The organism is Snodgrassella sp. W6238H11 (genome assembly GCF_016100525.1).
Lineage (GTDB): Bacteria > Pseudomonadota > Gammaproteobacteria > Burkholderiales > Neisseriaceae > Snodgrassella > Snodgrassella alvi.
In genome coordinates this window covers 124,659-147,826 of record NZ_JACFSH010000003.1, presented here as the reverse complement: position 1 = coordinate 147,826, position 23,168 = coordinate 124,659, and the positions used below count along the sequence as shown (strand labels likewise).

General features: G+C 33.4%; 18 protein-coding genes and 1 pseudogene. 7 read left to right on the top strand and 12 right to left on the bottom strand.

Going from position 1 to position 23,168, the window contains the following annotated elements:
• Positions 1 to 142: 142 nt before the first annotated feature.
• Together H3V00_RS07065 and H3V00_RS07060 are read right to left on the bottom strand one after the other, a co-directional pair.
• Positions 143 to 1,429: an AmpG family muropeptide MFS transporter gene (locus H3V00_RS07065; protein ID WP_232335956.1), complete on the bottom strand. Its 1,287-nt coding sequence runs from the start codon at positions 1,427 to 1,429 to the stop codon at positions 143 to 145.
• Positions 1,430 to 1,627: 198 nt separating this feature from the next.
• Positions 1,628 to 2,779, bottom strand: a pseudogene (locus H3V00_RS07060) (DNA recombination protein RmuC); the annotation flags it as partial.
• A 758-nt stretch (positions 2,780 to 3,537) separates the two neighbouring features.
• On the opposite strand from H3V00_RS07060, the gene H3V00_RS07055 reads away from it, so the two are divergent.
• Positions 3,538 to 7,365, top strand: a complete 3,828-nt coding sequence (locus H3V00_RS07055) for a rhamnan synthesis F family protein (RefSeq protein WP_025331670.1) — start codon at positions 3,538 to 3,540, stop codon at positions 7,363 to 7,365.
• Between the two features lie 62 nt (positions 7,366 to 7,427).
• Here H3V00_RS07055 and rfbC read toward each other — a convergent pair whose 3' ends face one another.
• The 3 genes from rfbC to rfbB form a co-directional block, all read right to left on the bottom strand.
• Positions 7,428 to 8,006, bottom strand: a complete 579-nt coding sequence (rfbC, locus tag H3V00_RS07050; RefSeq protein WP_084586428.1) for a dTDP-4-dehydrorhamnose 3,5-epimerase — start codon at positions 8,004 to 8,006, stop codon at positions 7,428 to 7,430.
• Positions 8,007 to 8,008: 2 nt separating this feature from the next.
• Positions 8,009 to 8,899 (bottom strand): glucose-1-phosphate thymidylyltransferase RfbA, encoded by an 891-nt coding sequence (rfbA, locus tag H3V00_RS07045; protein WP_025331668.1) that lies wholly within the window; start codon positions 8,897 to 8,899, stop codon positions 8,009 to 8,011.
• Between the two features lie 67 nt (positions 8,900 to 8,966).
• Positions 8,967 to 10,058: a dTDP-glucose 4,6-dehydratase gene (rfbB, locus tag H3V00_RS07040; protein ID WP_370570101.1), complete on the bottom strand. Its 1,092-nt coding sequence runs from the start codon at positions 10,056 to 10,058 to the stop codon at positions 8,967 to 8,969.
• Between the two features lie 191 nt (positions 10,059 to 10,249).
• Here rfbB and H3V00_RS07035 point away from each other — a divergent pair, with 191 nt between their 5' ends.
• A complete protein-coding gene (locus tag H3V00_RS07035; protein ID WP_025331666.1) occupies positions 10,250 to 11,299 on the top strand; it encodes a hypothetical protein in 1,050 nt (349 codons plus the stop codon).
• 166 nt (positions 11,300 to 11,465) lie between these two features.
• Here H3V00_RS07035 and H3V00_RS07030 read toward each other — a convergent pair whose 3' ends face one another.
• The 4 genes from H3V00_RS07030 to H3V00_RS07015 all read right to left on the bottom strand — a co-directional run bounded on the left by H3V00_RS07030 (position 11,466) and on the right by H3V00_RS07015 (position 14,004).
• Positions 11,466 to 11,795 carry a hypothetical protein gene (locus tag H3V00_RS07030; RefSeq protein ID WP_025331665.1) on the bottom strand — a complete coding sequence of 110 codons (330 nt, stop codon included), beginning with the start codon at positions 11,793 to 11,795 and terminating at the stop codon, positions 11,466 to 11,468.
• A 216-nt stretch (positions 11,796 to 12,011) separates the two neighbouring features.
• The gene (locus H3V00_RS07025; protein ID WP_025331664.1) at positions 12,012 to 12,275 is read right to left on the bottom strand and encodes a glycosyltransferase; all 264 of its coding nucleotides are present in this window, start codon (positions 12,273 to 12,275) and stop codon (positions 12,012 to 12,014) included.
• Positions 12,276 to 12,366: 91 nt separating this feature from the next.
• A complete protein-coding gene (locus H3V00_RS07020) occupies positions 12,367 to 12,579 on the bottom strand; it encodes a hypothetical protein (protein WP_025331663.1) in 213 nt (70 codons plus the stop codon).
• A gap of 420 nt (positions 12,580 to 12,999) precedes the next feature.
• Positions 13,000 to 14,004 carry a hypothetical protein gene (locus tag H3V00_RS07015; protein ID WP_198207286.1) on the bottom strand — a complete coding sequence of 335 codons (1,005 nt, stop codon included), beginning with the start codon at positions 14,002 to 14,004 and terminating at the stop codon, positions 13,000 to 13,002.
• A 492-nt stretch (positions 14,005 to 14,496) separates the two neighbouring features.
• Between H3V00_RS07015 and msbA the strand changes: the two genes are divergently transcribed.
• Entirely contained in the window at positions 14,497 to 16,284 is a 1,788-nt protein-coding gene (msbA, locus tag H3V00_RS07010) for a lipid A export permease/ATP-binding protein MsbA (RefSeq protein WP_198207284.1), read from the top strand.
• Positions 16,285 to 16,682: 398 nt separating this feature from the next.
• Here msbA and H3V00_RS07005 read toward each other — a convergent pair whose 3' ends face one another.
• Complete coding sequence (locus tag H3V00_RS07005) at positions 16,683 to 17,519, bottom strand: hypothetical protein (protein WP_198207282.1); 837 nt, start codon at positions 17,517 to 17,519, stop codon at positions 16,683 to 16,685.
• Positions 17,520 to 17,955: 436 nt separating this feature from the next.
• Between H3V00_RS07005 and H3V00_RS07000 the strand changes: the two genes are divergently transcribed.
• From H3V00_RS07000 to H3V00_RS06985, 4 genes are read left to right on the top strand one after another with little or no spacing between them, the layout of a single operon-like run.
• Positions 17,956 to 18,807, top strand: a complete 852-nt coding sequence (locus H3V00_RS07000; RefSeq protein WP_198207280.1) for a glycosyltransferase family 25 protein — start codon at positions 17,956 to 17,958, stop codon at positions 18,805 to 18,807.
• Positions 18,808 to 18,839: 32 nt separating this feature from the next.
• On the top strand, positions 18,840 to 19,628 hold the full coding sequence (locus H3V00_RS06995; RefSeq protein ID WP_198207278.1) for a putative nucleotide-diphospho-sugar transferase: 789 nt from the start codon (positions 18,840 to 18,842) through the stop codon (positions 19,626 to 19,628).
• Between the two features lie 27 nt (positions 19,629 to 19,655).
• Entirely contained in the window at positions 19,656 to 20,459 is an 804-nt protein-coding gene (locus H3V00_RS06990) for a glycosyltransferase family 25 protein (RefSeq protein ID WP_198207276.1), read from the top strand.
• Between the two features lie 4 nt (positions 20,460 to 20,463).
• Positions 20,464 to 21,486 carry a glycosyltransferase family 2 protein gene (locus H3V00_RS06985; protein WP_172397553.1) on the top strand — a complete coding sequence of 341 codons (1,023 nt, stop codon included), beginning with the start codon at positions 20,464 to 20,466 and terminating at the stop codon, positions 21,484 to 21,486.
• A gap of 11 nt (positions 21,487 to 21,497) precedes the next feature.
• On the opposite strand, the gene H3V00_RS06980 is transcribed toward H3V00_RS06985, so the two are convergent.
• Positions 21,498 to 22,070 carry a hypothetical protein gene (locus H3V00_RS06980; RefSeq protein ID WP_198207274.1) on the bottom strand — a complete coding sequence of 191 codons (573 nt, stop codon included), beginning with the start codon at positions 22,068 to 22,070 and terminating at the stop codon, positions 21,498 to 21,500.
• A 10-nt stretch (positions 22,071 to 22,080) separates the two neighbouring features.
• Positions 22,081 to 22,827: a hypothetical protein gene (locus H3V00_RS06975; RefSeq protein ID WP_198207272.1), complete on the bottom strand. Its 747-nt coding sequence runs from the start codon at positions 22,825 to 22,827 to the stop codon at positions 22,081 to 22,083.
• Between the last annotated feature and the right edge of the window lie 341 nt (positions 22,828 to 23,168).

Sequence of the window (23,168 nt, the reverse complement as noted above, 5' to 3'; positions counted from 1 at the left end):
ATTATTGAAGCTTTAATGCAAATATTTAGAATTATGTATTCTGAATTGAACCAGATCATTCTGTTTGCCAATTAGCTTTTGAATTAGGCACAAACTAAGTTCTGATAATCTCTTTTTAGTTTAATTATATGTACAAGCAGTACTAAGTATCTGTTACGTTTTTATTCCATGGCGCAACTTTTATTAATAGCAGCATACCGGGGAATGCCAGAAAAAAGCATAACCAGAAAAAATTGACATAGCCCAGCCAGTTAATCAGATAACCGGTTGTTGCATTAAATAAAGTTCTTGGTACTGCCGCCAGACTGGTAAACAATGCCAGTTGTGTGGCAGTAAAGGCAGGGTTGGTTTCACGTGCCATATAAGCCACAAAAGCAGCCGTACCCAAACCAACACCAATTGCTTCAACGCCAATAACGGTTGCCAGCATTAACTGCTGCTTTAAACTGATTACGGCAAAAGGTCCCTGACTTGCCAGCCAGACAAATCCCAATATAGAAAAAACCTGTACCAGTCCGAATAGCCATAAAGCACGATTAATACCTAATTTAATCATCCAGATCCCGCCCAAAATACCAGCAATAATTGTTGGCCACAAGCCGGCATTTTTAGCAATCAGACCGATATCTATTTTACTGAAGCCCATATCTAAATAAAAAGGTGTAGCCAGCGCAGTAGCCATACTGTCACCCAGTTTATACAAAAAAATAAAACACAGTATCAGCAAAGCATTTTTAATACCTTTACGATTAAAAAATTCATTAAAAGGAGCAATAACTGTCTGATTAAAAGATTTGTGAGTAATTACAGGAAGTTTGGGTTCTTGTGTCAGAAAGAAGGTCATAAATAGACCAGGAAGCATAAATAGTGCGGTAATGGCGAATACTGTCGACCATGGATGTGTCTCAGCCAGAATCAATGATAAAGAGCCCGGTATAATTGAGGCAATACGATAGGCATAAACATGAATCGCATTACCTAATCCTAACTCATTATCCTGCAATATTTCACGCCGGAAAGCATCCAAAACAATATCCTGACTGGCCGCAAAAAAAGCTACGAACACAGACAGAATTTTTATACTTGTCATATTCTGATTAGGATTAAGCCCGATGTAGCCGAGTAAAGTCAGCAATAATGCAATTTGTGTGATAAACATCCAGCCACGCCGTCTACCCAGCCATGGTAATTTAACTAAATCCATCAATGGTGACCATAAGAATTTCCAGGTAAAAGGCAGACCGATAATGGAAAATGAAGCAATAGTTGCCAAATCTATATGTTCACTATGTAACCATGCCGGAATCAGATTAATCAGAAAATAATAGGGCAAACCAGAGCTGAAACCTGTAAATATACATATCAGCATATGTCGGCTAAAAATTCTGCGTAATAATGGAACAGATGATTGAGAATCAGTTTGAGTCATTCGGATACAATCCAGCATCAAATGATATATGCCTGAAAGACTACATAAATATTAATTATTTATGTAATTGGCAAGATGGTTAAAAATACTGTCTGTCAACAGCTCTTGTAAGTTGGTTTATAATTTAAATTACTGATATACATTTAAACAAAATCATATTTAAATCATCAATACATTAAAATAAATGGCGAACTTTTTTCAAAGTGAATCAGGAATAGACAGAGTTAGTTCTTCCTCGTCGTCTTCTGAGATTTGATAATGTTCTGGTAAATTTTTACCGCTTTGTACACCTAATTGACGTAATTTATTGGCTTTACTTACCAGATTACCACGTCCGTTTACTAATTGCCCCATTGCTTTCTGAAATTGTCCCTGAGCCTGATCCAGATTTTTACCTACACCTTCAAGCGTATTCACAAAACCAACAAATTTGTCATATAGTTTGCCGCCTTCTTTGGCTATAGCCAAAGCATTCTGGTTTTGCTGTTCATTACGCCAGATATGCGCAATTGTACGTAATGTCGCCAGTAAGGTGCTGGGTCCGACCAGCATAATCCGTTTCTGAAAACAATCATCAAAAAGCTGATTATCCTGTTGCAAGGCAAGTAAGTATGCCGGTTCAACCGGAATAAACATGAACACAAAATCCAGTGTATTTAACCCGTCAATTTCATCATAGCTTTTAGCTGAAAGATCCTTAATATGCTGGCGTACCGACTGAATATGGGCTGCCAGTGCTTTGGTCGCAGAACCGGGATCTGTTGCCTGAGTATAGCGTACATAAGCAGTTAACGAAGTTTTTGCATCAATAACGATCTGTTTATTCTCCGGTAAATTCACCAGAACATCCGGTTGCAGCCGGCGCTGCCGGCCATCCTCATCAATAACAGTAGAGGATGCCTGTAAAACATATTCACGCCCCTTATGTAAACCTGAATTTTCCAGCACTTTTTCCAGAATCATTTCGCCCCAGTTACCCTGATTTTTATTCTGGGTACCAGTTAATGCATCTGTAAGTGCTTTAGCATCATTGTGCAGCTGCGCATTTAACTGCTGTAAATGTTTCAGTTCAGTTTCAAGAGTAGTGCGCTCTTTAGCTTCTTTTTCATAAGTATTTTGTACAAGCTGACTAAATCCCTGCATACGTTCATGTAAGGGAGTTAATAACTGATTAAGACTGGTTTGATTCTGTTCACTGAAACGTTTACTTTTTTCTTCAAGTATATCATTGGCCAGTGATTTAAACTGATCAGTCAGACTAACACGGGCTTCATTAAGCAAAGTCAGCTTTTCATCATAAGTTTCACGTTCATGCTTTAATTGTGTAGCTAGACGACTATTTTCCACACGCACATGATTTAATTCTTCCTGTACCTTTAGAAACTCTTCTTCACGCAAATGCCACTCCTCACTACGTAACTGCCAGTCTTGTAGTTGCTGTTCTGCTGCTGCCAGTTGAGTAGAAACAGACCGGCACTGTTGTTGTTCCCGCTCTAAAGCCCCCTGAATATCGGTTAATTGAGCATTAACAGCTTCGGCTGCACTTAGTTGTTTATGTACGATCTGTAACTCTTGGCGGCAATTACAAAGCTCAGCATTATGATTCTGATTGATTTGGTGTAGATTATTTACTTCTGCCCGGATACGACTTAGCTCATTTTCTGCTTCAGATAAGAGAATAGAGCAAGCCTGATGTTTGTGTAATAATTTTCGATTTGATGTTACAAGTAATAAACATGAAATAGAAGAGATAATCAGAAATATCAAAATTAGCCAAAAAATAGTGGTCATGATTTATTTGAATTTGAATAAATATATTTAAAAAAATTAAAAGAATAATATGTATTTTATAAAAATCAGATTCATAATAAAAGCTATTTATTGGAAATACATATCAAATTTAGTGTTATTAAAATATCTATTCAATTTTAAATTAGTTTTTGAATTTAATATAGAAAATTATCTATAAAATAAATTATTGAAATTATAATATAAAAATAGATTGAATTTTATACAATAAAATATAATTATTTATTATAATAACTGAATTTTTCTGATTAAATTTCAGAACATTTTTAGTATTTAATTGTAAATAGGTAAATTTTAAAATGTTTAAAGTTAATAATTCTATGTTAACCGAGCCTCGTAAGTTAACATGGCCTTATGGATGGTGTGGGCATATACCATTTGTTAGCTGGCTTATTGAAGAACAACAACCAAGTGTGATCGTAGAATTAGGTACTCATTCTGGTAATTCCTATTTAGCTATGTGTCAGGCTGTAGCAGAAAATTGTATTGATGCTAAATGTTATGCTGTTGACACATGGAAAGGAGATGAACATGCGGGTAATTATGCGGAGAATGTATATATAGAATTAGCTAAATACCACAATGAGCACTATGCAGAATTTTCTAATTTAATGCGTATGACATTTGATGAAGCGAACTCATATTTCAATGAAAATAGTATTGATTTATTACATATTGATGGTTTTCATACATATGAGGCTGTTAAACACGATTTTTTAAATTGGTTACCCAAGATGTCTGATAATGGTATTATATTATTTCATGATATCAATGTCCGAGAACGTAATTTTGGTGTATGGAAATTTTGGGAAGAGTTACGTTTACAATATCCACATTATGAATTTAAACATTCTCATGGGTTAGGTGTATTATTTATTGGAAGTATGAGTCAAGCTATTTTGAATGAGAAGTTGAAAACAGATATTTCAGGATATGATGAAGCCGTAATAACAAAATTATTTGCTCGGTTGGGAGAATTAATATGTTCAAGAGTAGATATAAAATCAGATAATTATTCTTCACAAGAGAAATTAAATGATAAAGTAATGCCAAGTAATAATGATATAAAAAACCTTATTGAAAATACAAAAAATCATATAATTGAAAAACAGAATTATTTTGAAAAAATAATAACAGAATTTTTAATTTTTAATACTGAAAAGAATGAAAATTTTCAGTTACAATTAAATAGTCAGCAGCAAATCTTAAATAAAATAATAGAACGTCATTCATTATTTAATTTAAAATCATTAAATTACTTATTATCTAAATTTAAAAAGAAGAAAAAAGAATTTATAAAATTATTAAAAAAATCATTACGTAATAAATTAAGAAAAATTTATTATAAATTTCCTAAAAAATGGCAACCAGCTTTATTAAATTGGGCAATTAAAGTTCATCCAAGCTGGTTTAAAAATCATCCAAAAGTATTATCTTTAAAGAAAAATATTTGCTATAATAACTATATATTATTAGATATAGAATCGCAGAATTCAAACTTAAAAGGTCAGCCAGGTAGTGTGGCAGTACATTGCCATATTTTTTATAAAGATTTAATAAACGAGTTTGTTGAACAATTATCTAAAGTGCCTTTTAAATTTGATGTGTTTGTTTCAGTTACTGATAAGGATACTGAAAATTTATGCAAAAAAAGATTTGAAAAAATAAAAAAAATTAATATCCTTGATATACAAATAGTTCCAAATAAAGGTAGAGATATAGCTCCAATGTTTGTTGTTTTTGGTTCAAAACTAAAACAATATGAATATATTGCACATTTACAAAGTAAAAAATCTAAATATAATAATGGTGCAACTGACGGTTGGCGCAGCTATTTATTTAACTCACTCTTTGGAAATTCATCAAATATACAAAAAATCTTTTCATTATTTTTAGGAAATAAAAAAATAGGGATAATCTATCCTCAAATGTATCATCGCCTTCCTTACTTTGCATGTACTTGGTTAGCAAATCGTACTCAAGGTCACCAAATATTAAATCGATTAAAATTACCTATGGTTGAAGGTTATTTTAATTTTCCAGTAGGTTCAATGTTTTGGGCTCGAACAGATGCATTAAAACCTTTATTTAACTTGAATTTCAAATGGGAAGATTTTCCAGAGGAACGAGGGCAAACTGATGGAACGTTGGCACACGTCCTTGAGAGATTATTAGGAGTTGTTCCTGCTCAAACAGGATATAACTCAATTGTCCTTAAAGAAAGAGAAAACCCATCCTGGTCGACTTATCGTTTTGATACACAGTATTTTAATCGAAATATAGATTTTTATAAATCGAAAATTAACCAAGAAAAAATAAAAATCGTTGCTTTTGATATATTTGATACACTTCTAATAAGACCATTATTAAATCCTGATCATACTAAACGAATAGTTGCATTATCTCTTGATAATGAAAGTAAAATAGCATTCGAAAAGTATCGTGGTATTGCTGAGTCTGAGTCCAGAATAAAAAAAGGAGGCAAAGATGTATCTATAAATGACATTTATGATCAATTTCAACAATTATCCAAACTTCCAGAAAGTAAAGTTCACTATATCCAAAAAATTGAAGAAAAAGTGGAAATATCTTCTGTAAGTGCCAGACAAGAAATAGTTCAAATACTAAATTATGCTAAAAATATTGGTAAGAAAGTAATTTTAATCAGTGATATGTTCCTAACAAAAGATATTATTGAAACAATGCTATTTCAAAATGGAATTGATACATGGGATAATTTATATTTGTCATCAGATATAGGAAAACGAAAAGATAGTGGTGAATTATATGAATATGTATTAAAAAAAGAAAGCATAGATAGCAATGCAATGATTATGATTGGAGATAATGAGCGTTCCGATTTACAGTTACCTACAGAAAAATATGGAATAAAATGTCTTCATATTTTGAGAGCTTCTGACTTAGCTTTTGCTTTACCTTCATACTCAAATTTAATGAGTAAAGGATTAATTAAAAATGATATTAATAAAGAGTTAACAATAGGTCTATTAGTTAAAAAAAATCTAAATAATATATTTTTAACTAAAAATAAATCTGAATTTCTTTCTTTGTTTAATTCAAATCCTTATCAGTTAGGTTATAACTTAGTAGGACCTGTTGTAACAGCATTCTGTCAATGGTTAATTGAGCAGGCAAAAGTTGATAAAATAAATACACTGTACTTTTTGGCCAGAGAAGGTAAATTTATTAAACAAGTATATGACTTATGGAGTATAACAGAAAATAATAGTCCTAAAAGCATTTATTTGCAATTATCTCGTCGGTGTGTAACTGTACCCGATATCACTAATATGGAAGATATTATTGCCATTGCCGAAAAAAATTATTTTGAAAATGATATCCAGAATTATTTTATTGAGAGATTTGGTTTAAAGTTGGATCCTGAAAGATGGGAAGAAATTTATCAGAAAAAATTATGGATTAAAAATGAGAAATTAAGTATAAAACAAAAAAATATTATACATTTGAAGCCTTTATTAGATTTTCTTAAAGAAGATATTATTAATGAAGCTAAAATAGAAAAGCAAACATTAATGATGTATTTGGAGCAAGTAAATATTAATTCAAATCAAACATCTAGTGTTGTGGATGTTGGATATTCTGGTACTATACAAAAAGCATTAAACAAACTATTAATGAAGCCAATTCATGGATATTATTTTGCAACTATGGTTTCACATATTGAAGGTTTAGAAAATAATATTATGATAAAAGGTTGCTATGTTGATAATTGTAAATCTAAGTTCCATGACTCTAAACTATTTTCTCATAGCTTTGAATTGGAAAAGTTGTTAAGTGCTGATGATCCTCAAATTATTAAATATATTATTGATGAAAATATTAATTTAAAAGGTAAATTTAAAGACTTGTCTGAGGAAGAACTGGCAACACGATCTATACGAGCTCAGTTGCAACAAGGAGCTATAGATTTTGTTCATGATTCTGTTGATATTAGAAAGAATATGTATAATGATTTCAATCCTTCATTGTTAATTGCCGATATTCTGTACAAAGAATTTTGTTTTACATTACAAACAAAAAGCAATAAAGTTTTAGAAGAATTAATTCTGGATGATGATTATTGTGGTAGGGGTTTAGTTAGTTAATTGTATTATCGTGAATAGATAAAAAGAAAAAAAAGGATTAATAATCTAATCCTTTTTTCTTTTTAAAAAAGATCAATATTATTATTTATTAACTCTTTAAGTTTAGAAGCATTGTTGTCTTTATCAGTTTGATTTATTGACATATTTCTTTCAATTGGCCAATTAATAGCTAAATCTGTATCATTCCATAATAGGCTGCGTTCGCATTCTTTAGAATAATAATTGGTGGTTTTATATAAGAATTGAGTATTATCTTCTAAGGCAATAAAACCATGTGCGAATCCAGCGGGTATCCAGAATTGCCGAAGATTGTTTTCAGATAGCTCGACTCCCACCCATTGACCAAAAGTTGGAGATGATGTCCGTATATCCACAGCGACATCCCATGCTTTTCCACTGACTACTCTTACAAGTTTTCCTTGAGCATGTGGATTTATCTGATAATGCAATCCACGGATTACGCCCCTATGTGAAATTGAGTGATTATCTTGTACAAAGTTTACAATTGATTGATTATATGACGATAGAATAGAATTAAAAGTTGTCTGGTTAAAACTTTCCATAAACCAACCACGATTGTCTGCAAAAACTCTGGGTTCTAAAATCAGCAGATCTTTAATCTTAGTCTCAATCACATTCATATTCAGGCTTTCCTAGAAAATTCACTATATAGTTTTAATAGATATTGACCATAATCTGTCTTTTGAAAAAGTTTGCCGCGTTTATACAATTGATCTAAATCTATCCAGCTATTATTAAAAGCAATTTCTTCAAGACATGCTATTTTTAAACCTTGTCTTTTTTCAATTGTCTGAACAAAACAGCTGGCTTCAATCAGTGAATCATGTGTACCAGTATCCAGCCAGGCAAAGCCACGTCCAAGTATTTCAACATTTAATAATTTCTTATTTAAATAAGCATTGTTAATATCGGTTATTTCAAGTTCACCTCTGGGTGAAGGACGAATACTCTTGGCTATCTCAATAACGTCATTATCATAAAAATACAATCCTGTAATTGCATAATTTGATTTTGCTTCATTCGGTTTTTCCTCTATGGAAAGTGCTTTTCCATTGGTGTCAAATTCGACTACACCGAATCTCTCAGGATCATTGACATAATAACCGAATACGGTAGCACCTTTTTCCTGTTGTGCTGCCTTTTGTAATTGTGCACCGAAACTTTGCCCGTAAAAAATGTTATCACCCAGAATAAGTGTGACATTATCTTTGCCAATAAATTCTGCTCCGAGAATAAAAGCTTGTGCCAATCCGTCAGGAGATGGTTGTACTTTATAAGATAAATCAATTCCTAAATCTCTGCCGTCACCTAACATTTTTTTAAAATTAGGTAAATCTGCAGGAGTTGAAATAATCATGATTTCTCGTATCCCGGCCAGCATAAGTACAGAAAGGGGATAGTAAATCATCGGTTTATCATAAATGGGTAATAACTGTTTTGATACGCCTAAAGTAATAGGATAAAGTCTGGTTCCGGATCCGCCAGCCAGTATAATACCCTTTCGTTTAACCATTTTTTTGTTCCTTGATTATTAATTCAATTAGAATTTAATTTTAAATAAATATTTGGTTTATTATATCTTATTGCGGGTGGTATTGTTGTTGTATCCATTTCTGATATTCTCCGGTCAGAATATGATTTACCCAATCCTGATTGTTTAAATACCACAATACGGTTTTGCGTAAACCTGATTGAAAATTTTCTTTTGGTTCCCAGCCAAGTTCTTGTTTAATCTTACTCGCATCAATAGCATAACGTACATCATGTCCGGGACGATCCGGAACAAATGTGATTAAATCTTTGTAGGATTTTATCCCAAGTGTTTTATTGGGCGCCAGTTCATCTAGAAGATTACATATATTTTTTACTACATCAATATTTTTCTGTTCATTATGCCCTCCAATATTATAAGTACTGCCTGCTTTGGCTTTTGTGACAACCTGATATAAAGCTCTGGCGTGATCTTCAACATACAGCCAGTCCCGGATTTGTTCACCATTTCCGTATACAGGCAGTTTTTTACCTTGTAAAGCATTAAGAATAGTTAATGGGATTAATTTCTCCGGGAAATGATAAGGTCCATAATTATTTGAGCAATTTGTAATAATAACTGGCAGTCCATAAGTACGATGCCAGGCACGAACCAGATGATCTGAACTTGCCTTACTGGCTGAATAGGGTGAACTTGGAGCGTATGGAGTAGATTCTGTAAATAATTCTGTACTTAAATCACTAAGATCACCATAAACTTCATCAGTTGAAATGTGATGGAAGCGAAATAGATGTTGTTTTTCTTCAGGCAAATTTTCCCAGTAATGACGACTTATTTCCAAAAGTTGAAATGTGCCTACAATATTAGTCTGAATAAATTCTGCTGAGCTGGATATTGAACGATCAACATGTGATTCTGCTGCTAGATGCATTACTGTATCTGGCTGAAATTGCTTAAATAATTGTGTTATAAGTGCTTGATCACTAATATCGGCCTGACAAAAATGATAACGGGAATTATTTGCAATGGTGGCTAATGATTCTAAGTTACCGGCATAGGTTAATTTGTCAACATTCAAAATTTTATGGTCAGTTTCATTGATCAGATATCTGATAACTGCTGACCCAATAAATCCTGCTCCTCCAGTGATAAGAATATTCATAAAATTACATTCAAAAATTGGTAAAATGTAATATTTTATAATATAAACTATATTAAGATATAAAAAATTTAAAGTAATATGGAAAAAATTTATTTAATTTAAATTTGAATTATTTTTGTTTAACAAGCAATATAGTTGGTCTAAATATTGTCTAAATTTATATTGTATAATGGTTCCGTAAATTTTGTATGGGAGATAAGGTATATTTTATGACAAAAACAATTATTCTGGGTATGCCTAAAAGCCGTAATATTTACTTACAAATCAAAAAAAATCTGGAATTTTACGGATTTGAGGTATTGTACATAGATAACTACCCAGAATATATCAAGCATTTTCATTATCAGAGTTTTAAAGATTATTTGTATAATCTGGTGCAAAAGCTTTTTTTTAGAAATTATTCATATAAAACAAAGTTAAAAGAAAAATTACTTTTATCAAATGCTGAGCAAGCGTTAAATAAAAGAAATTATGAATATGCTATTATTATACGTCCTGATTTGTATCCAATAAGCTTATTAAATTTGATGAAAGCACATACAAAAAACGAATTTATTGCTTATCAGTGGGATGGAATGAGACGTATGCCTTGTACAAAAGAAACAATAAATTTATTTGATAAATTTTATGTATTTGATAGCTATGATATAGTAGATAATAATTATCAAAACCATAAATTGGAAGGAATAACCAATTTTTATTTTGATATGAACAAACCGCAACCGATAAAGCATAAAGGAACAATAGCATATTTTGTAGGAACACATGTTTCCGAACGTGTTGCTGACATTGAATATTGTGCAGCAGAGTTAATTGAAAACGGTATTCAGCTAAAGTTTATTATCCCTACGAGTAATCAGGATAAGATTAATCAATACCATTGCTCTGATTATTTTATCTTTGGTGCCGAAAATGAAATTGATTTTTCTCAAAATATAGAAATGTTAAACGAAATAGATATTATTGTCGATTTCGTTAATCCACTTCATAATGGTTTATCTTTTCGGATTTTTGAAGCTTTGTATTACCAGAAAAAATTAATTACTAATAATGTTAATGTATCTAACTACGATTTTTATCATCCTGATAATATTCTTATCTGGCATAAAGATGATCTTTCACAAAAAATTAAAGAGTTTTTATCTAAACCCTTTAGACCGATAGATGATGAAATTGTAAAAAAATATAGTTTTGGTAATTGGATAAAGAATATTCTAAATTTATCCCCATATGATAAAATACGCTTGCCTTTTCAATAAATTAAAATTGAACCATTTAGAAAATATATATGTAGTATTAGATTAATTTTAAATTTTATGTCTCCATTTTTTATGTACCGCTGTAGTTTTGCTGCCAGCCTCTTTAAGGGAAATGATTTTCTTCGTAAAGAATAAACATTTCTTTGGATATTGACGATTTTATGATCTAGTTTATCGATTTTTTGTGATAATAAGTTATATTTTTCATATTATCATTTAACAGTATATGTAAAATACTATAATTTCCCTGATTTTCTAAAATAGATTGACGAACAAAAGAATTTCTAAATTCAACATGATATTTTTGGTGTCTATCTATTGCTGCGATAACCGAATTCCCATAATTATTACTGTGATTTGGTCTAAGATAATAATAGGCTAAAATCTTATTTAATGTTTTTATTTCACCAGCTTTAAACAATCGTAATATGTAATCCCAATCTCCCAAAACGGGTAAGTTTTTGTTGAATTCACCAATTTGTTTAGCAACGCTCATTCTAATAAGTAAGCATACCGGAGGAGATACATTATTTTTTTATTAAAGTTGTAATATCAACCTGATCATGTCTGTTAGGCCATCGCATTGTACCAAGTTGAATGGATTTATCTTCCTGAATTTCTTCATTAATGATAATACAATTTGTTAATACAACAACAGCTTGTTGTTCTGAATTGAGATAGGCAACAGTTTCTTTTAAAAAAAATCAGGGTGCTAGGCGTCATCGTGTATGACTAAATATTCTTCATTAGCAATATTTAGACCGCAGTTAGATGCTGCTTCCATTCCTAAGGAATAATTGTTATGTATTACGGTAATTTTATGGTTTAAATCTATAAAGTTCAGATCAATTAATTGATTAACGGAGCTGGTATCACCTCCGTCATTAACCAGATATAAATGCCAGTTTGTATAGCTTTGTTGAATAACACTTTCCAATGCCCGAGCTAATAATACAGGGCGATTTTTGGTCCGCATGATGATTGCTACTGAATTATTATGTTTTATATTGTTTAGTTGTATATCAGACCAACTTTTAATTGAGTATAGATTTTCGTTAATAGTTATATTAATTCATCAAATAATTCTTAATTAATTCAGGATATTTATCAAAAAATTTAGTTGCTATTCTATAAATTTCAGGTTTTATCTTGTTCTTATTAGCTTTCCAATGTCCTATAACGCCACATGGCCAACCGCCTAAAGTGAGTAATTGTGTAACATCTTTTTTCTCTGCAGGAATTTCCTGTGGTATGAGATAGTATGATGTTTTATGGCACATTTAATGTGCAATGATTGATTTCGCCTAAATATTGTTGTTTATTTCGGTTCGCTGTAATACACACTTGTAAAATAGCTGTTGTTGCAACAGAAGTAGTAATCCATTCAGTACCAATTCCAAAAACATTATTGTTATAAATCCAATTTGTAATGGTTTGAATCGTATTTTGTTGAAATAAATTATTGTTCTTTATATTGTTACTATAAGTTATTTTTTTATAAATTTAAACTCGGATACATATATGTATATTGTAAATTAAATTCCATTTAAATAATTGATTTTAATAAAAATTAAAGAGAATATTTATTTAAAATATTATTGTATTTAATTTCCGTTCGGAATTTTAAAGACTGTCACTTGCAAAATTTATCTGGTGTTACAAATTTCAGACTAAATTCTGAATGAGTCTATATATTTTAATTATGAATTTATACCTAAAATATTTTCTATCCAGTTTTTAAAACTGTATTTCGCAATTATATCCGGATTTATAGGGCTATATGGTTTCATAAGAAAGTTATTTATCTCTCCCAAATTTTTATCGTCCCAAATGAATATATTATTCGGATGATAAAAATCATAATATTGAATGTGTTTGTTGGTGGTGATTAATTTTTTTTTGTAGTAAAGTGCTTCAAAATGGCGGAATGATAAACCGTTATGTTCTGCAATAACAAAATCTACCAGAATATCCGCTGTAGAGACGTTTTTTAAGTTATCTTGATAAGATAGGCGATTTTTTTTACCAAAAGTAAGATATTTTGATTTATAACATTTAATATCACTTTTTTTGCTCGTAGGTATTATAAATTTAATACGGACTCCATTTTCCGCAAGTTTTTCGGCACATTGCTCTATCATGGCAACGCGACTTTTCTGATGGTCACCAATATAGTAAGCTTCTAACTTATCATTTTGGACATAATCCGGCTTTATAACATCAAAATAGAAATTAGTAGTACTGTACAGTTGATGGTTTTGGTAGTCAGCGTTATTTAAATCGGTATGATCAAAAATAAAAAACCGATCAAATAAATGAATAATATTTTTTACTGGAAAGCGTTTTAGTCCATCCCATTGATAGCCAATAAATTTTTTTTTAGTATGCTTTTTTAATATAGCCAATACCTTTGGCGGATAGATATCTGGCCGGATAACTAAGGCATAGTCATAAAGATTATCTGCCAGAAGTTGTTTTGCTTTATGAAAACTTTGTTTTTCTCGTAGAGTTTTTTTATATGTCTTACTCTGGGTGATATTTTTGTGCAGAAAGTGATATACACGTTCCCAAATACTGTTATATTTGAATTTCAGTACACTATCTAATCGTAAAACTTGATATCCGTGAAATTGAAGGTTTTTTTCAATTAATTCAACTATACCATTGCTTGGTGGCATAGCTAATATGATGGTTTTACGAGTCATGAATAAAAACTGATTTAGATGTTGATAACAATTAAAACTGCTGAATGTAAAGAATTGGATTTATCCAATCAATATACAGAATAAGTTTATATTTTAATTCAAATTTAAATATCATATGTGTTTTGATTATTCTTTTAGAGTAAAAATATATACAATATTTATCAACAAATTGTTTTAAATAAACTGTATTTGTTAGCAATATGTAAATTAAATTCGGTAAGATCAGTGCTTAGTTTGTCTCAACTGATTTAAATTTCATTGATTTGGTAGTGGATTTTTGTACTGGAGAGAATTTTTATCAGGTATTTTATTCAGATTGTTTTCGATTTGATAGAATACAAGTTGTATGTGATTTTAGAAGTTGATAATTGGTATAGGTTTAGATTGGCAGTTTGCTGAATTTAATGGATTTATGCCGTTTATGATGAGATACCGACAGGTAATTTCATCGACACTGTGTTTTGTTTTGTATTTGATTGTTCTGGGAAGCGAATGAAAAAAAGTAAAAAGGCTGATGCTTTTTCACCGCATAATCTTTATAAGAGATTATTTCCGTATATGCGCGGGCTGGTAAAGTATTTTTTTATTTCTGTATTGGCAATGGTTGTCGTAGGTGTGACAGGTCCCCTTTTTGCTTATTTGTTAAAGCCGATCATTGATAATGGTTTCGTTGACAAAAATATCGAAGCTATGAAATGGGTACCATTTGAAATCATCGGTTTGTTCATTTTTCGTGGGGTTGCCAACTATATAAATGAATATACCAGTGCTTATATTTCTAATCAGATGGTCCAGGTAATTCAGCGTGATCTGTTTGCAAAAATGATGATGTTACCTGTGAGTTATTATCAGGAAAACAGCCGCGGGCGCATGATGTCGCGCATTACCAATGACGCTAAAGGAATAACGGCTGCCGGTTTTGATGTGATCACTGTCTTTGCCAAAGATGGTGTGACTGTTTTGGGACTTCTGATTTGGTTGTTTTATCTTGACTGGCAATTAACACTGATCACTTTTGTTACCATTCCATTAATTGCCTGGTGTGTGAGGGTTATTAATAAGCGTATTCGCCGATTAGTTACTAAAAGTCAGAATGATCTTGGCCAGGTCATGCAAATTTTGTCTGAATCAATTGATGGTACAAGGGTTGTACGCATTTATGGTGGTGAACAGTATGAACAGAGTCGTCTGGAAAAAACCAATAAGGCTCTGCGTAGTCTTGCTGTCAGACGTCAGTCGTATACGTCTATTGGCAGTGCAGTAACACAGCTGTTAATTGCCACATCGTTATCAATTATTTTATATGTTGCTGCTAAAAGAGCCAGTCATGCGGGCTTTACTGCAGGTGACTTTATGTCTTTTCTGTCAGCTATGCTGATGATGTTTGATCCGTTAAAACGGATTACCAATATGTCCAGTGTTTTGCAGGCCGGACTGATAGCGGCAGATAGTGTATTTCACTTTCTGGATGAACCGGAAGAGAAAAATCAGGGGAAAAAACAGCTGACTGCTCCTATTGGAGATATTGTTTTTCAGAATGTAACATTGCGTTATCTGCATGCGGATAAAAATGCGATAGATCATCTAAACCTGACAATTAAACAGGGTAGTGTGGTTGCGTTAGTAGGGGAGTCCGGATGCGGTAAAACTTCTACTGTAAATCTTATTCCGCGATTTTACGATACGACCAGCGGATATGTAAGTATAGGTGGTATAAATGTTGATGATTTTGAATTGAAAAATCTTCGTTCCAAAATGGCATTAGTTAGTCAGGATGTTGTTTTATTTAATGATACTATTGCGAATAATATTGCTTATGGTTCTCCGCATGCTACAGAGGCAGATATTATTCAGGCTGCGAAAGCTGCTAATGCCTGGTCATTTATCAGTAATATGCCTGAAGGCTTAAAAACTGAAGTGGGTGATCAGGGGATGAGGCTGTCCGGAGGTCAGCGACAGCGTTTGGCAATTGCACGGGCATTGCTAAAAGATGCGCCTATTTTAATTCTTGATGAGGCAACTAGTGCTTTGGATACTGAATCTGAACGATTAGTGCAATCTGCACTGGAGACACTAATGAAAAACCGGACCACAATTGTGATCGCGCATCGCCTGTCGACTATTGAAAATGCAGATAATATTGTGGTGATGCATCAGGGGAAAATTGTTGAGCAGGGTAAGCATGCAGAGTTACTGGCAAAAAATGGACGCTATGCATTCTTACATCGGATGCAGTTTGGTGAAAACCGCAATTCAGCTGAAGATAAATCATTAAATTAACAGTTTTAAGAGTGTTTAAAATTTGCCTATATTGTTTTTATTTATTGGTTTATATGTTGAAAAGTAGCAGAAATATTAGATTTTCAGTACTTTATTCATAATAAATCTATAAATAGATTGCTAACCGGATACCATGATTGTAGAAATAATGGTATCCGGTATTAAATTTAAATGCATTAATTTCATTCAATTCGATTAATATCTAAAGCAAAAAGATTTACTCATATTCAGTATGATATAAAACTTGTTGTTCGATAATTCTCTTAATATTCAATTTTGCAGAGTAATTTGCGTTGGTTTATCTTTTACTGATGCAGATGCGGTGTAATTGAATGTGCTGTAGTCGGTATTTTTAAATACAAATTTAACCCCACAGTAGTTTTTTGAAAATATTTCAATTATATAACGGATATTTTCTGGAATGGCTGTCTGTTTAAAATATTGTTTATCCAGTTTGCAAAACTGTATTTTTTTATAATATCCGGATTGATGTTGACAAATGGTCTGACCAGAAAGCTCTTAATTTTCTGCAAATCATCTGCATTCTCCCATATAAAAATGTTATCCGGATGATAAAAATCAAGATTTTTGATTTGTGGGTTATTGGTAATTAATTTCTTTTGGTAATATAAAGCTTCAAATGTACGAAATGATAAACCATGATGAACCGGATTAACGATATCAATGAGTATATCTGCATTGTTGATATGCTTTAAATTGTCATCGAAGGTAATATTTTCAGGAATAAAATGAATTTCCCTGCAAGAATATAGTTCTGCTTTGCTAGCTTCAGACGGGCGAAATTTTATATTAAAATCTAGATTTATCCCGTTTTTAATTAATGCATTTGCACAGGCTTCTATAGCGGCAATGCGACTATCTACATGTAGTCCGACGAAATAGGCAATGGTTCCGGTATGTAATACAGGTTGTGGCTGATACATATCAAAATAGAAATTACTGATTCCATTTAGCCGGTACTGCTGGTATTCCTCATTATGCAGATCTTCAGAATCGAATACATAAAAACGATCAAATAAGTTTATTGTCGGCTTTGTTTTAGGAAATCGTCTGATTCCATTCCACTGATAAGCAACAAAATCGTTTTTTGTATGAATTTTTAGCAGTTGTAAGGCCTCTATAGGAAATAAGTCTGGGCGTATAACCAAAGTATAGTCGTAATGACTATTGCCTAATAGCTTTTTAATATTTGCCAGTAATTTCTGATTGTACATTTGTTCTTTCAGATATGCTTTGTATGAACAATCTGAAAGAAAAATTTTTCGGGCCGTATGAATCAGGTGCGATTTCAGGTTAGGATAATAAAAACTGGAATCAACTTGCTTCTTCAATTCCTCTGAAGTGCTGTTTATAAAGATAACTTTAAAATTATGGTATTCTAAATGCTTTTGAATGGCAGCAGCGAAGTCACTATAGCTTGACATTGCCAGAATAATAGTTGGTTGCGACATTGTTAACTTAATTTTATGAAATCTGGTATTCTCGATAGCTGTAAAGTTGAAATAGTGTAACTATTATCAGATCAGGTAGCTATTTTAGCAGTTTATACCGGTGAGTGTATCAGGATACTGGATTTATCTATGAATGGCAGACATATTTTAGCTATAATTTATAGATAATTTATGACTAAAGTATGTGCAGGGCGAATCAATGCTCAAAACTTTTTTAATTAATCTTGAACGCCGTCCGGATAGATTAATGTTTGTTAAACAACAACTAGAAAATCTGAATATTGCTTTTGAAAGGGTAAATGCAGTTGATGGCAATTGTTTAACTGATGAGCAAAAAGCCTTTTTTAACCAGAAAAGATTTGCACTGGAATGTAAACGTAAGGCCGTTAATGGAGAAATTGGTTGTGCCTTATCCCATCAGACGGTATGGCAGAGAATGGTAGATGAAAATATACCCTATGCTCTGATTTTGGAAGATGATGTTCAGCTTAAACCCGAACTGGTTTCTTTGCTGGCAAATGAAAAAAATTTTCAGTCTTTTGATTTTTTAAATCTGACTTTAAAAAGACCTTTTTACGATATTGATGTTGCGGCAGTTAATTCTTGTATTGCGAAGAAACAGTTTGTCCGGCCGCGATTCTGGCAATTGGTAAGGCGCAGATTATGGCGCTTTATGGAAAGTAAAGCTATTGTCCGGTGGAAAATTTTTCGTTTACATATGCTCTGTAATCATATGATTGCCTGTGAGTGTGATATCGCTCCGTCGTTGGCATGTTGTTATATTGTATCTTTGCAGGGAGCTAAAAATATGCTGCAGGCAAGTAAAAATCTCTTTTATCCTATTGATAAGGTCTGGCATTATAGTGGTGGCTGGTTAAAAGAGGCTTTTTTGGTTGAGCCGCTGGCATTTCAGAATCTGGATTCAGATATTCCTCATCGTGTGCGTTTTAAACTTACTTTGGGACAAAAAATTAAAAGATTTTTTCTTAAGGGGCGGCATTGGCGGCGTCATTTTGATGTTGTGAAAATGTATGGATGGACACGTTTATAATAAATGTATGTTAATCACTGAGAATAATACTAATGGTTAAACTGGGCAGAGAATATGCATGGCGAGCCAAGAATCGTAAAGTTGTGGTTCCGCTGGCACGGGTTGTTACTGATGAGATGAAAGCATCAGCAGAGGATGCGGTAACAGTTGTAGCCTATCATACAGATGATGAATTTTATTCGCATGAAGCCAGACGTATGTGTGCTTCTGCTGAACGTTTGGGTATCAGGGTTAAGACAACTACTATTTCCAGTCAGGGCGGGTGGGAAGCCAATACGTCGTTTAAAGCAGCTTATTTGCTTCGTGAACGTGATATAGTCAGCGGACCGATGCTGTATGTGGATGTTGATGCGGTTTTTCATGTTTCTCCGTTAAAATATCTTGCCAGTCTGGATTGTGATATTGCCGTGTATTATGATTTAGGAGATGGTCATTTAGTATCTGCAACTCTTTTTTTCCAGGATACTGAGGCTGCAAGACACTTGCTAGCCGAATGGAACCGGCAGTGTATAGCACATCCGGAAATCTGGGATCAGGAGGTTTTACAATCTGTCATTGCTGCTGATCAGGCATCTGACAATCCTCGTTATAAAGTTTTTCATTTGCCTGTTGGCTTTTGCTGGATATTTGATCGTGCTGACAATCTGCGTGCACCTAAACAACAGGTTTATATCGAACAGTTACAGGCGGCCCGTGTGGTTCATGAAAATCTGAGAACCAGCGGAAAGCTGTTTTCAATACGGAAAAGTAAAGTACAGCGCCGCATGGATCGGATACGAGAAATTGAGGATGTTCTATTTCAGCAAAAATCTGATGATTAATTATAATATTTGTGGTGATACAAACAGATGATTTCTGCTCTAGTAATTAATCTGGATCATTCATTTGAGCGATTGGAATTTCAGCGCAAACAACTGATTCATTTTCAAATACCTATGCAGCGCCTGTCTGCTGTTAATAGTTCGGATATTCTAGGTGAACAATATGAACAATTAGCAAATGGCTGGGAGCGTAAATTGCGCCCGGCTGAGGTGGCCTGTTTTTTAAGCCATAAAGCTGCATGGCGATATGTACTTAATACCGATAAACCCTGGTTGATTCTTGAAGATGATGCTCTATTATCGCGTAAAACAGCAGATATACTTGCTGCGTTAATTCCTCTGGCAAATGAAGTTGATTATGTAAATCTGGAAACGCGCCATCGACGTAAATGGATAAGTAAAAAAGCTTTTAATTTAATTGATGGTTATGAATTACGCCGGTTATATCAGGATCGGACGGGTGCCGCTGCCTATGTTTTATTCCCTTCCGGGGCACGGAAGCTGTTAAACAGAGCTGAATATTCGGCACCGGCGCTTGCTGATGCATTTTTGTGTCGTTCATATGATTTGAATGCCAGACAAGTGTATCCGGCCGCTGCAATTCAACTGGATCAGTGTATTAATTATGGTCTGGAGCATACAGAATCTTTTATTTCTACTATCACTCCTGAGAATAATCTGAAACCTCATGCAAACAATATTTATAGTAACGTTTGCTTTAAATATCGTCGGCTGGCAGCACAAATTCGTATGGGATGGAGACAATTGTCTGTGCTGCGGTGTGCGCAACGTACGCTGGTGCCAATAATAAAAAGTGATTTTGAGGAATAGTTGTGTGAATGGGGTAAAAGATAATTATGCAGGTACAGATAAAGTAGATTTAAGTATTCTGATTCCTGTATTTAATGTTGAATCATATCTTTCCGGATTGCTGGATGCTTTATTTTCGGATTTGAAGGCTTTAACTGAAGTTATATTTTATGATGATTGTTCACCGGATAATTCACTTAGTGTGATTCGCAAATATCAGCAGAGTTATCCGCATGTGAATATTCGTATACTGTGCGGAAAGAAAAATCTGGGTATTACTCAGGTTCGCCAGTGTCTGTTACAGGCCAGTCATGCTGAATATGTCTGGTTTATTGATTCAGATGATTTGATTGAACCGCAAGCGGTACGGCAGATAAGGAATATTCTGAGTGAGTATCATCCGGATGTAGTACTGTTCGATTATGATGTTTTTTTTGATGGTAGCGGTAAAGTTAAATACCATGAACATTTATCAGTTACTCCCGCAAATACTTTGCTGCATCAGAATAACGGTGAGTTATACCGCCTTGCAATTATGGATGGTAAACATTATTTCTGGAATAAAGTTTTCCGGCGTACTTTGGTAACAGATTCGTGTGATTTCACTATACCTGCCTATGAAGATATTGCGAATACTCCGATTATTCTGAATCAATGTCAGACTTACTTTTATTATCCGCAAACTTTAGTACATTATCGTATCTGGCCGGATTCGATTGTGCAGAAAATGAGTCTGAAACAGGTATATGGTATCAGGGCTTATCTGACACAGGCTGAATATGCTGATAAAGTGGTTGATGATAAAAAGTGCTGTGCTTATTTATTATATAAAGCTCATCTTTATTATTTCAGGTTGTGTCGTAAACTCAGAAAAATGAATCTTCCGGAAATGGAAAAAGCCGATATTTTGCTTTTGGCTAAAGAGCTATATGCACAAAAACAGTTATCGACTTGCGCAACTGTTTCGTTATTAGTACGTACTGGTATGTGGGACAAGGCGGCTAAACTGATATTAAAATCAGGTTTAGCCCGATTCTCATGCAGGTAAATATTTTCTGTTCAGATTGCAGTTATTTTACCTTCGGTAATCCACTTATAAATTAGTTTTTTTTCATCATCCCAGTTATGCCCCGTCCAGCCTTCACTGGTGAAATTATGTATATAAATTTGTTTTTCCGGATAATGCTGACAAATGTAATCAATAGCCAGTAAACCTGTGCTTGGTTGGCGAAAACCCAGTGTATTGGCACAGTGCTGATAAGTATCTGTAGGTATCGTGTTTATTTGATATTGATCCAGATGAGAGTGTTTAATCCATTTAGGAAAACGCCAAATATATTTTATCCGTTTATGTAAAGGAATATTCTGATATCGTCCCAGACAGATATCTTTTGTGGTATATCGAAAAAATATTTGTGTGTCAGGTTTAAAAAACTGATGGTCAATATTCAGATGTCTGATTTGTGTGTAGCCATTGGCAATAAATACCCAGTCGGCCATAAGTGTACAGTTTGGATTGGGGGTGTTAAAGCGGACTACGATATCGTCTTCATGAATTAATCCGGCAATAGAATTGTGTTCGTCAGCATTGCCAATGATGAAGAATTTACTGTGTGCTTGTACGATTTTCATAATAGTAATTTTATTGCCAATAATTTTTTAACCATGGAGCCGGTAAAACTTTACGGTACCATTTTCCTCCGCCTCCTCGGATGGCATCCGGAGGATTAACTTCGCCGTGAAAGATAATAATTTTGCCGTAATCCGGCTTTTCCGGTGGCTGCCATAGCGCATAAGGCATTTTTTTTAATACGTCATATTTATAGCTCAGACACCAGTTTTCAGGCCAGTAGCTTAGTTTATGATTTTCGCGCACATACCATGATAAAAATGCCTGTTCGTGACGAAATTGCTGACGGATAGCCTGGAAATGCTCGCGAAAATAGTTCATTAAATCTGGTAATGCACCAATCTGAAATCGGTATACTGAGCTATTGCCGACTTTTCGCCACGGTTTTTTCCAGTCACGAATAATCCATACTTCGTCCTGACGGCTGGAAGGATGTGTGAAGAAGCAGTCTATGTTATCGATTATGACTATGTCTATGTCAAGAAATAAAGCTGTACCGTGTAAACCGTATAAATCTGCACTGAATGTTGTCAGTTTGTTCCAGCCACGTTCAGGCAGACCCTGAGGCAGATCCAGAGGTATCAGCGGATAACACTGAACAGCCGGATTGATGCCTTTAGCATCATCTGTCAGGCAAATCATGGTAAATGGTAGCGTTAAGTGGCGTTGCACCATGTTATAGAGGCGGTTGATGTATTCAGCATCATATTTTTGCCCCCATTTCATGCATAGTATGTAGTTTTGTGAAGCTGTGTCCATGGCATATTTTGTCTGGGCGGTTACTGGTGTGGGAGTATAGCATTTTAGATTTTTGTATAGTTTGATTCCATTGAATAAGAATAATAAATTGCTGATTGATTTTAACTGTTTTTCGCGGTTTTATTGATTATTCGCTGTTTGTGTTCGTTTTAATGCTAAACTTATTATCTGCTAGGTAAACTGAAATGGTTTTCTGTTAAGGTTTAATGGTGTTGAAAAGACGGATTAAAACAGATTTTCTGATGAGAGATAATTTGCTGCTCACGGATTTATTGTCAGTTCTGATGATATTTTGTATCTGTTTTTAAATGTGTTTGAATCCGGCGATAACCAAGGATTGT

Excerpts from the sequence above, each read along its gene's own strand:
- H3V00_RS07065 (WP_232335956.1), bottom strand. The coding sequence starts at position 1,429 with ATGACTCAAACTGATTCTCAATCATCTGTTCCATTATTACGCAGAATT.
- H3V00_RS07055 (WP_025331670.1), top strand. The coding sequence starts at position 3,538 with ATGTTTAAAGTTAATAATTCTATGTTAACCGAGCCTCGTAAGTTAACA.
- rfbC (WP_084586428.1), bottom strand. The coding sequence starts at position 8,006 with ATGAATGTGATTGAGACTAAGATTAAAGATCTGCTGATTTTAGAACCC.
- rfbA (WP_025331668.1), bottom strand. The coding sequence starts at position 8,899 with ATGGTTAAACGAAAGGGTATTATACTGGCTGGCGGATCCGGAACCAGA.
- H3V00_RS07035 (WP_025331666.1), top strand. The coding sequence starts at position 10,250 with ATGACAAAAACAATTATTCTGGGTATGCCTAAAAGCCGTAATATTTAC.
- H3V00_RS07030 (WP_025331665.1), bottom strand. The coding sequence starts at position 11,795 with ATGAGCGTTGCTAAACAAATTGGTGAATTCAACAAAAACTTACCCGTT.
- H3V00_RS07025 (WP_025331664.1), bottom strand. The coding sequence starts at position 12,275 with ATGCGGACCAAAAATCGCCCTGTATTATTAGCTCGGGCATTGGAAAGT.
- H3V00_RS07020 (WP_025331663.1), bottom strand. The coding sequence starts at position 12,579 with ATGTGCCATAAAACATCATACTATCTCATACCACAGGAAATTCCTGCA.
- H3V00_RS07015 (WP_198207286.1), bottom strand. The coding sequence starts at position 14,004 with ATGACTCGTAAAACCATCATATTAGCTATGCCACCAAGCAATGGTATA.
- msbA (WP_198207284.1), top strand. The coding sequence starts at position 14,497 with ATGAAAAAAAGTAAAAAGGCTGATGCTTTTTCACCGCATAATCTTTAT.
- H3V00_RS07005 (WP_198207282.1), bottom strand. The coding sequence starts at position 17,519 with ATGTACAATCAGAAATTACTGGCAAATATTAAAAAGCTATTAGGCAAT.
- H3V00_RS07000 (WP_198207280.1), top strand. The coding sequence starts at position 17,956 with ATGCTCAAAACTTTTTTAATTAATCTTGAACGCCGTCCGGATAGATTA.
- H3V00_RS06995 (WP_198207278.1), top strand. The coding sequence starts at position 18,840 with ATGGTTAAACTGGGCAGAGAATATGCATGGCGAGCCAAGAATCGTAAA.
- H3V00_RS06990 (WP_198207276.1), top strand. The coding sequence starts at position 19,656 with ATGATTTCTGCTCTAGTAATTAATCTGGATCATTCATTTGAGCGATTG.
- H3V00_RS06980 (WP_198207274.1), bottom strand. The coding sequence starts at position 22,070 with ATGAAAATCGTACAAGCACACAGTAAATTCTTCATCATTGGCAATGCT.
- H3V00_RS06975 (WP_198207272.1), bottom strand. The coding sequence starts at position 22,827 with ATGGACACAGCTTCACAAAACTACATACTATGCATGAAATGGGGGCAA.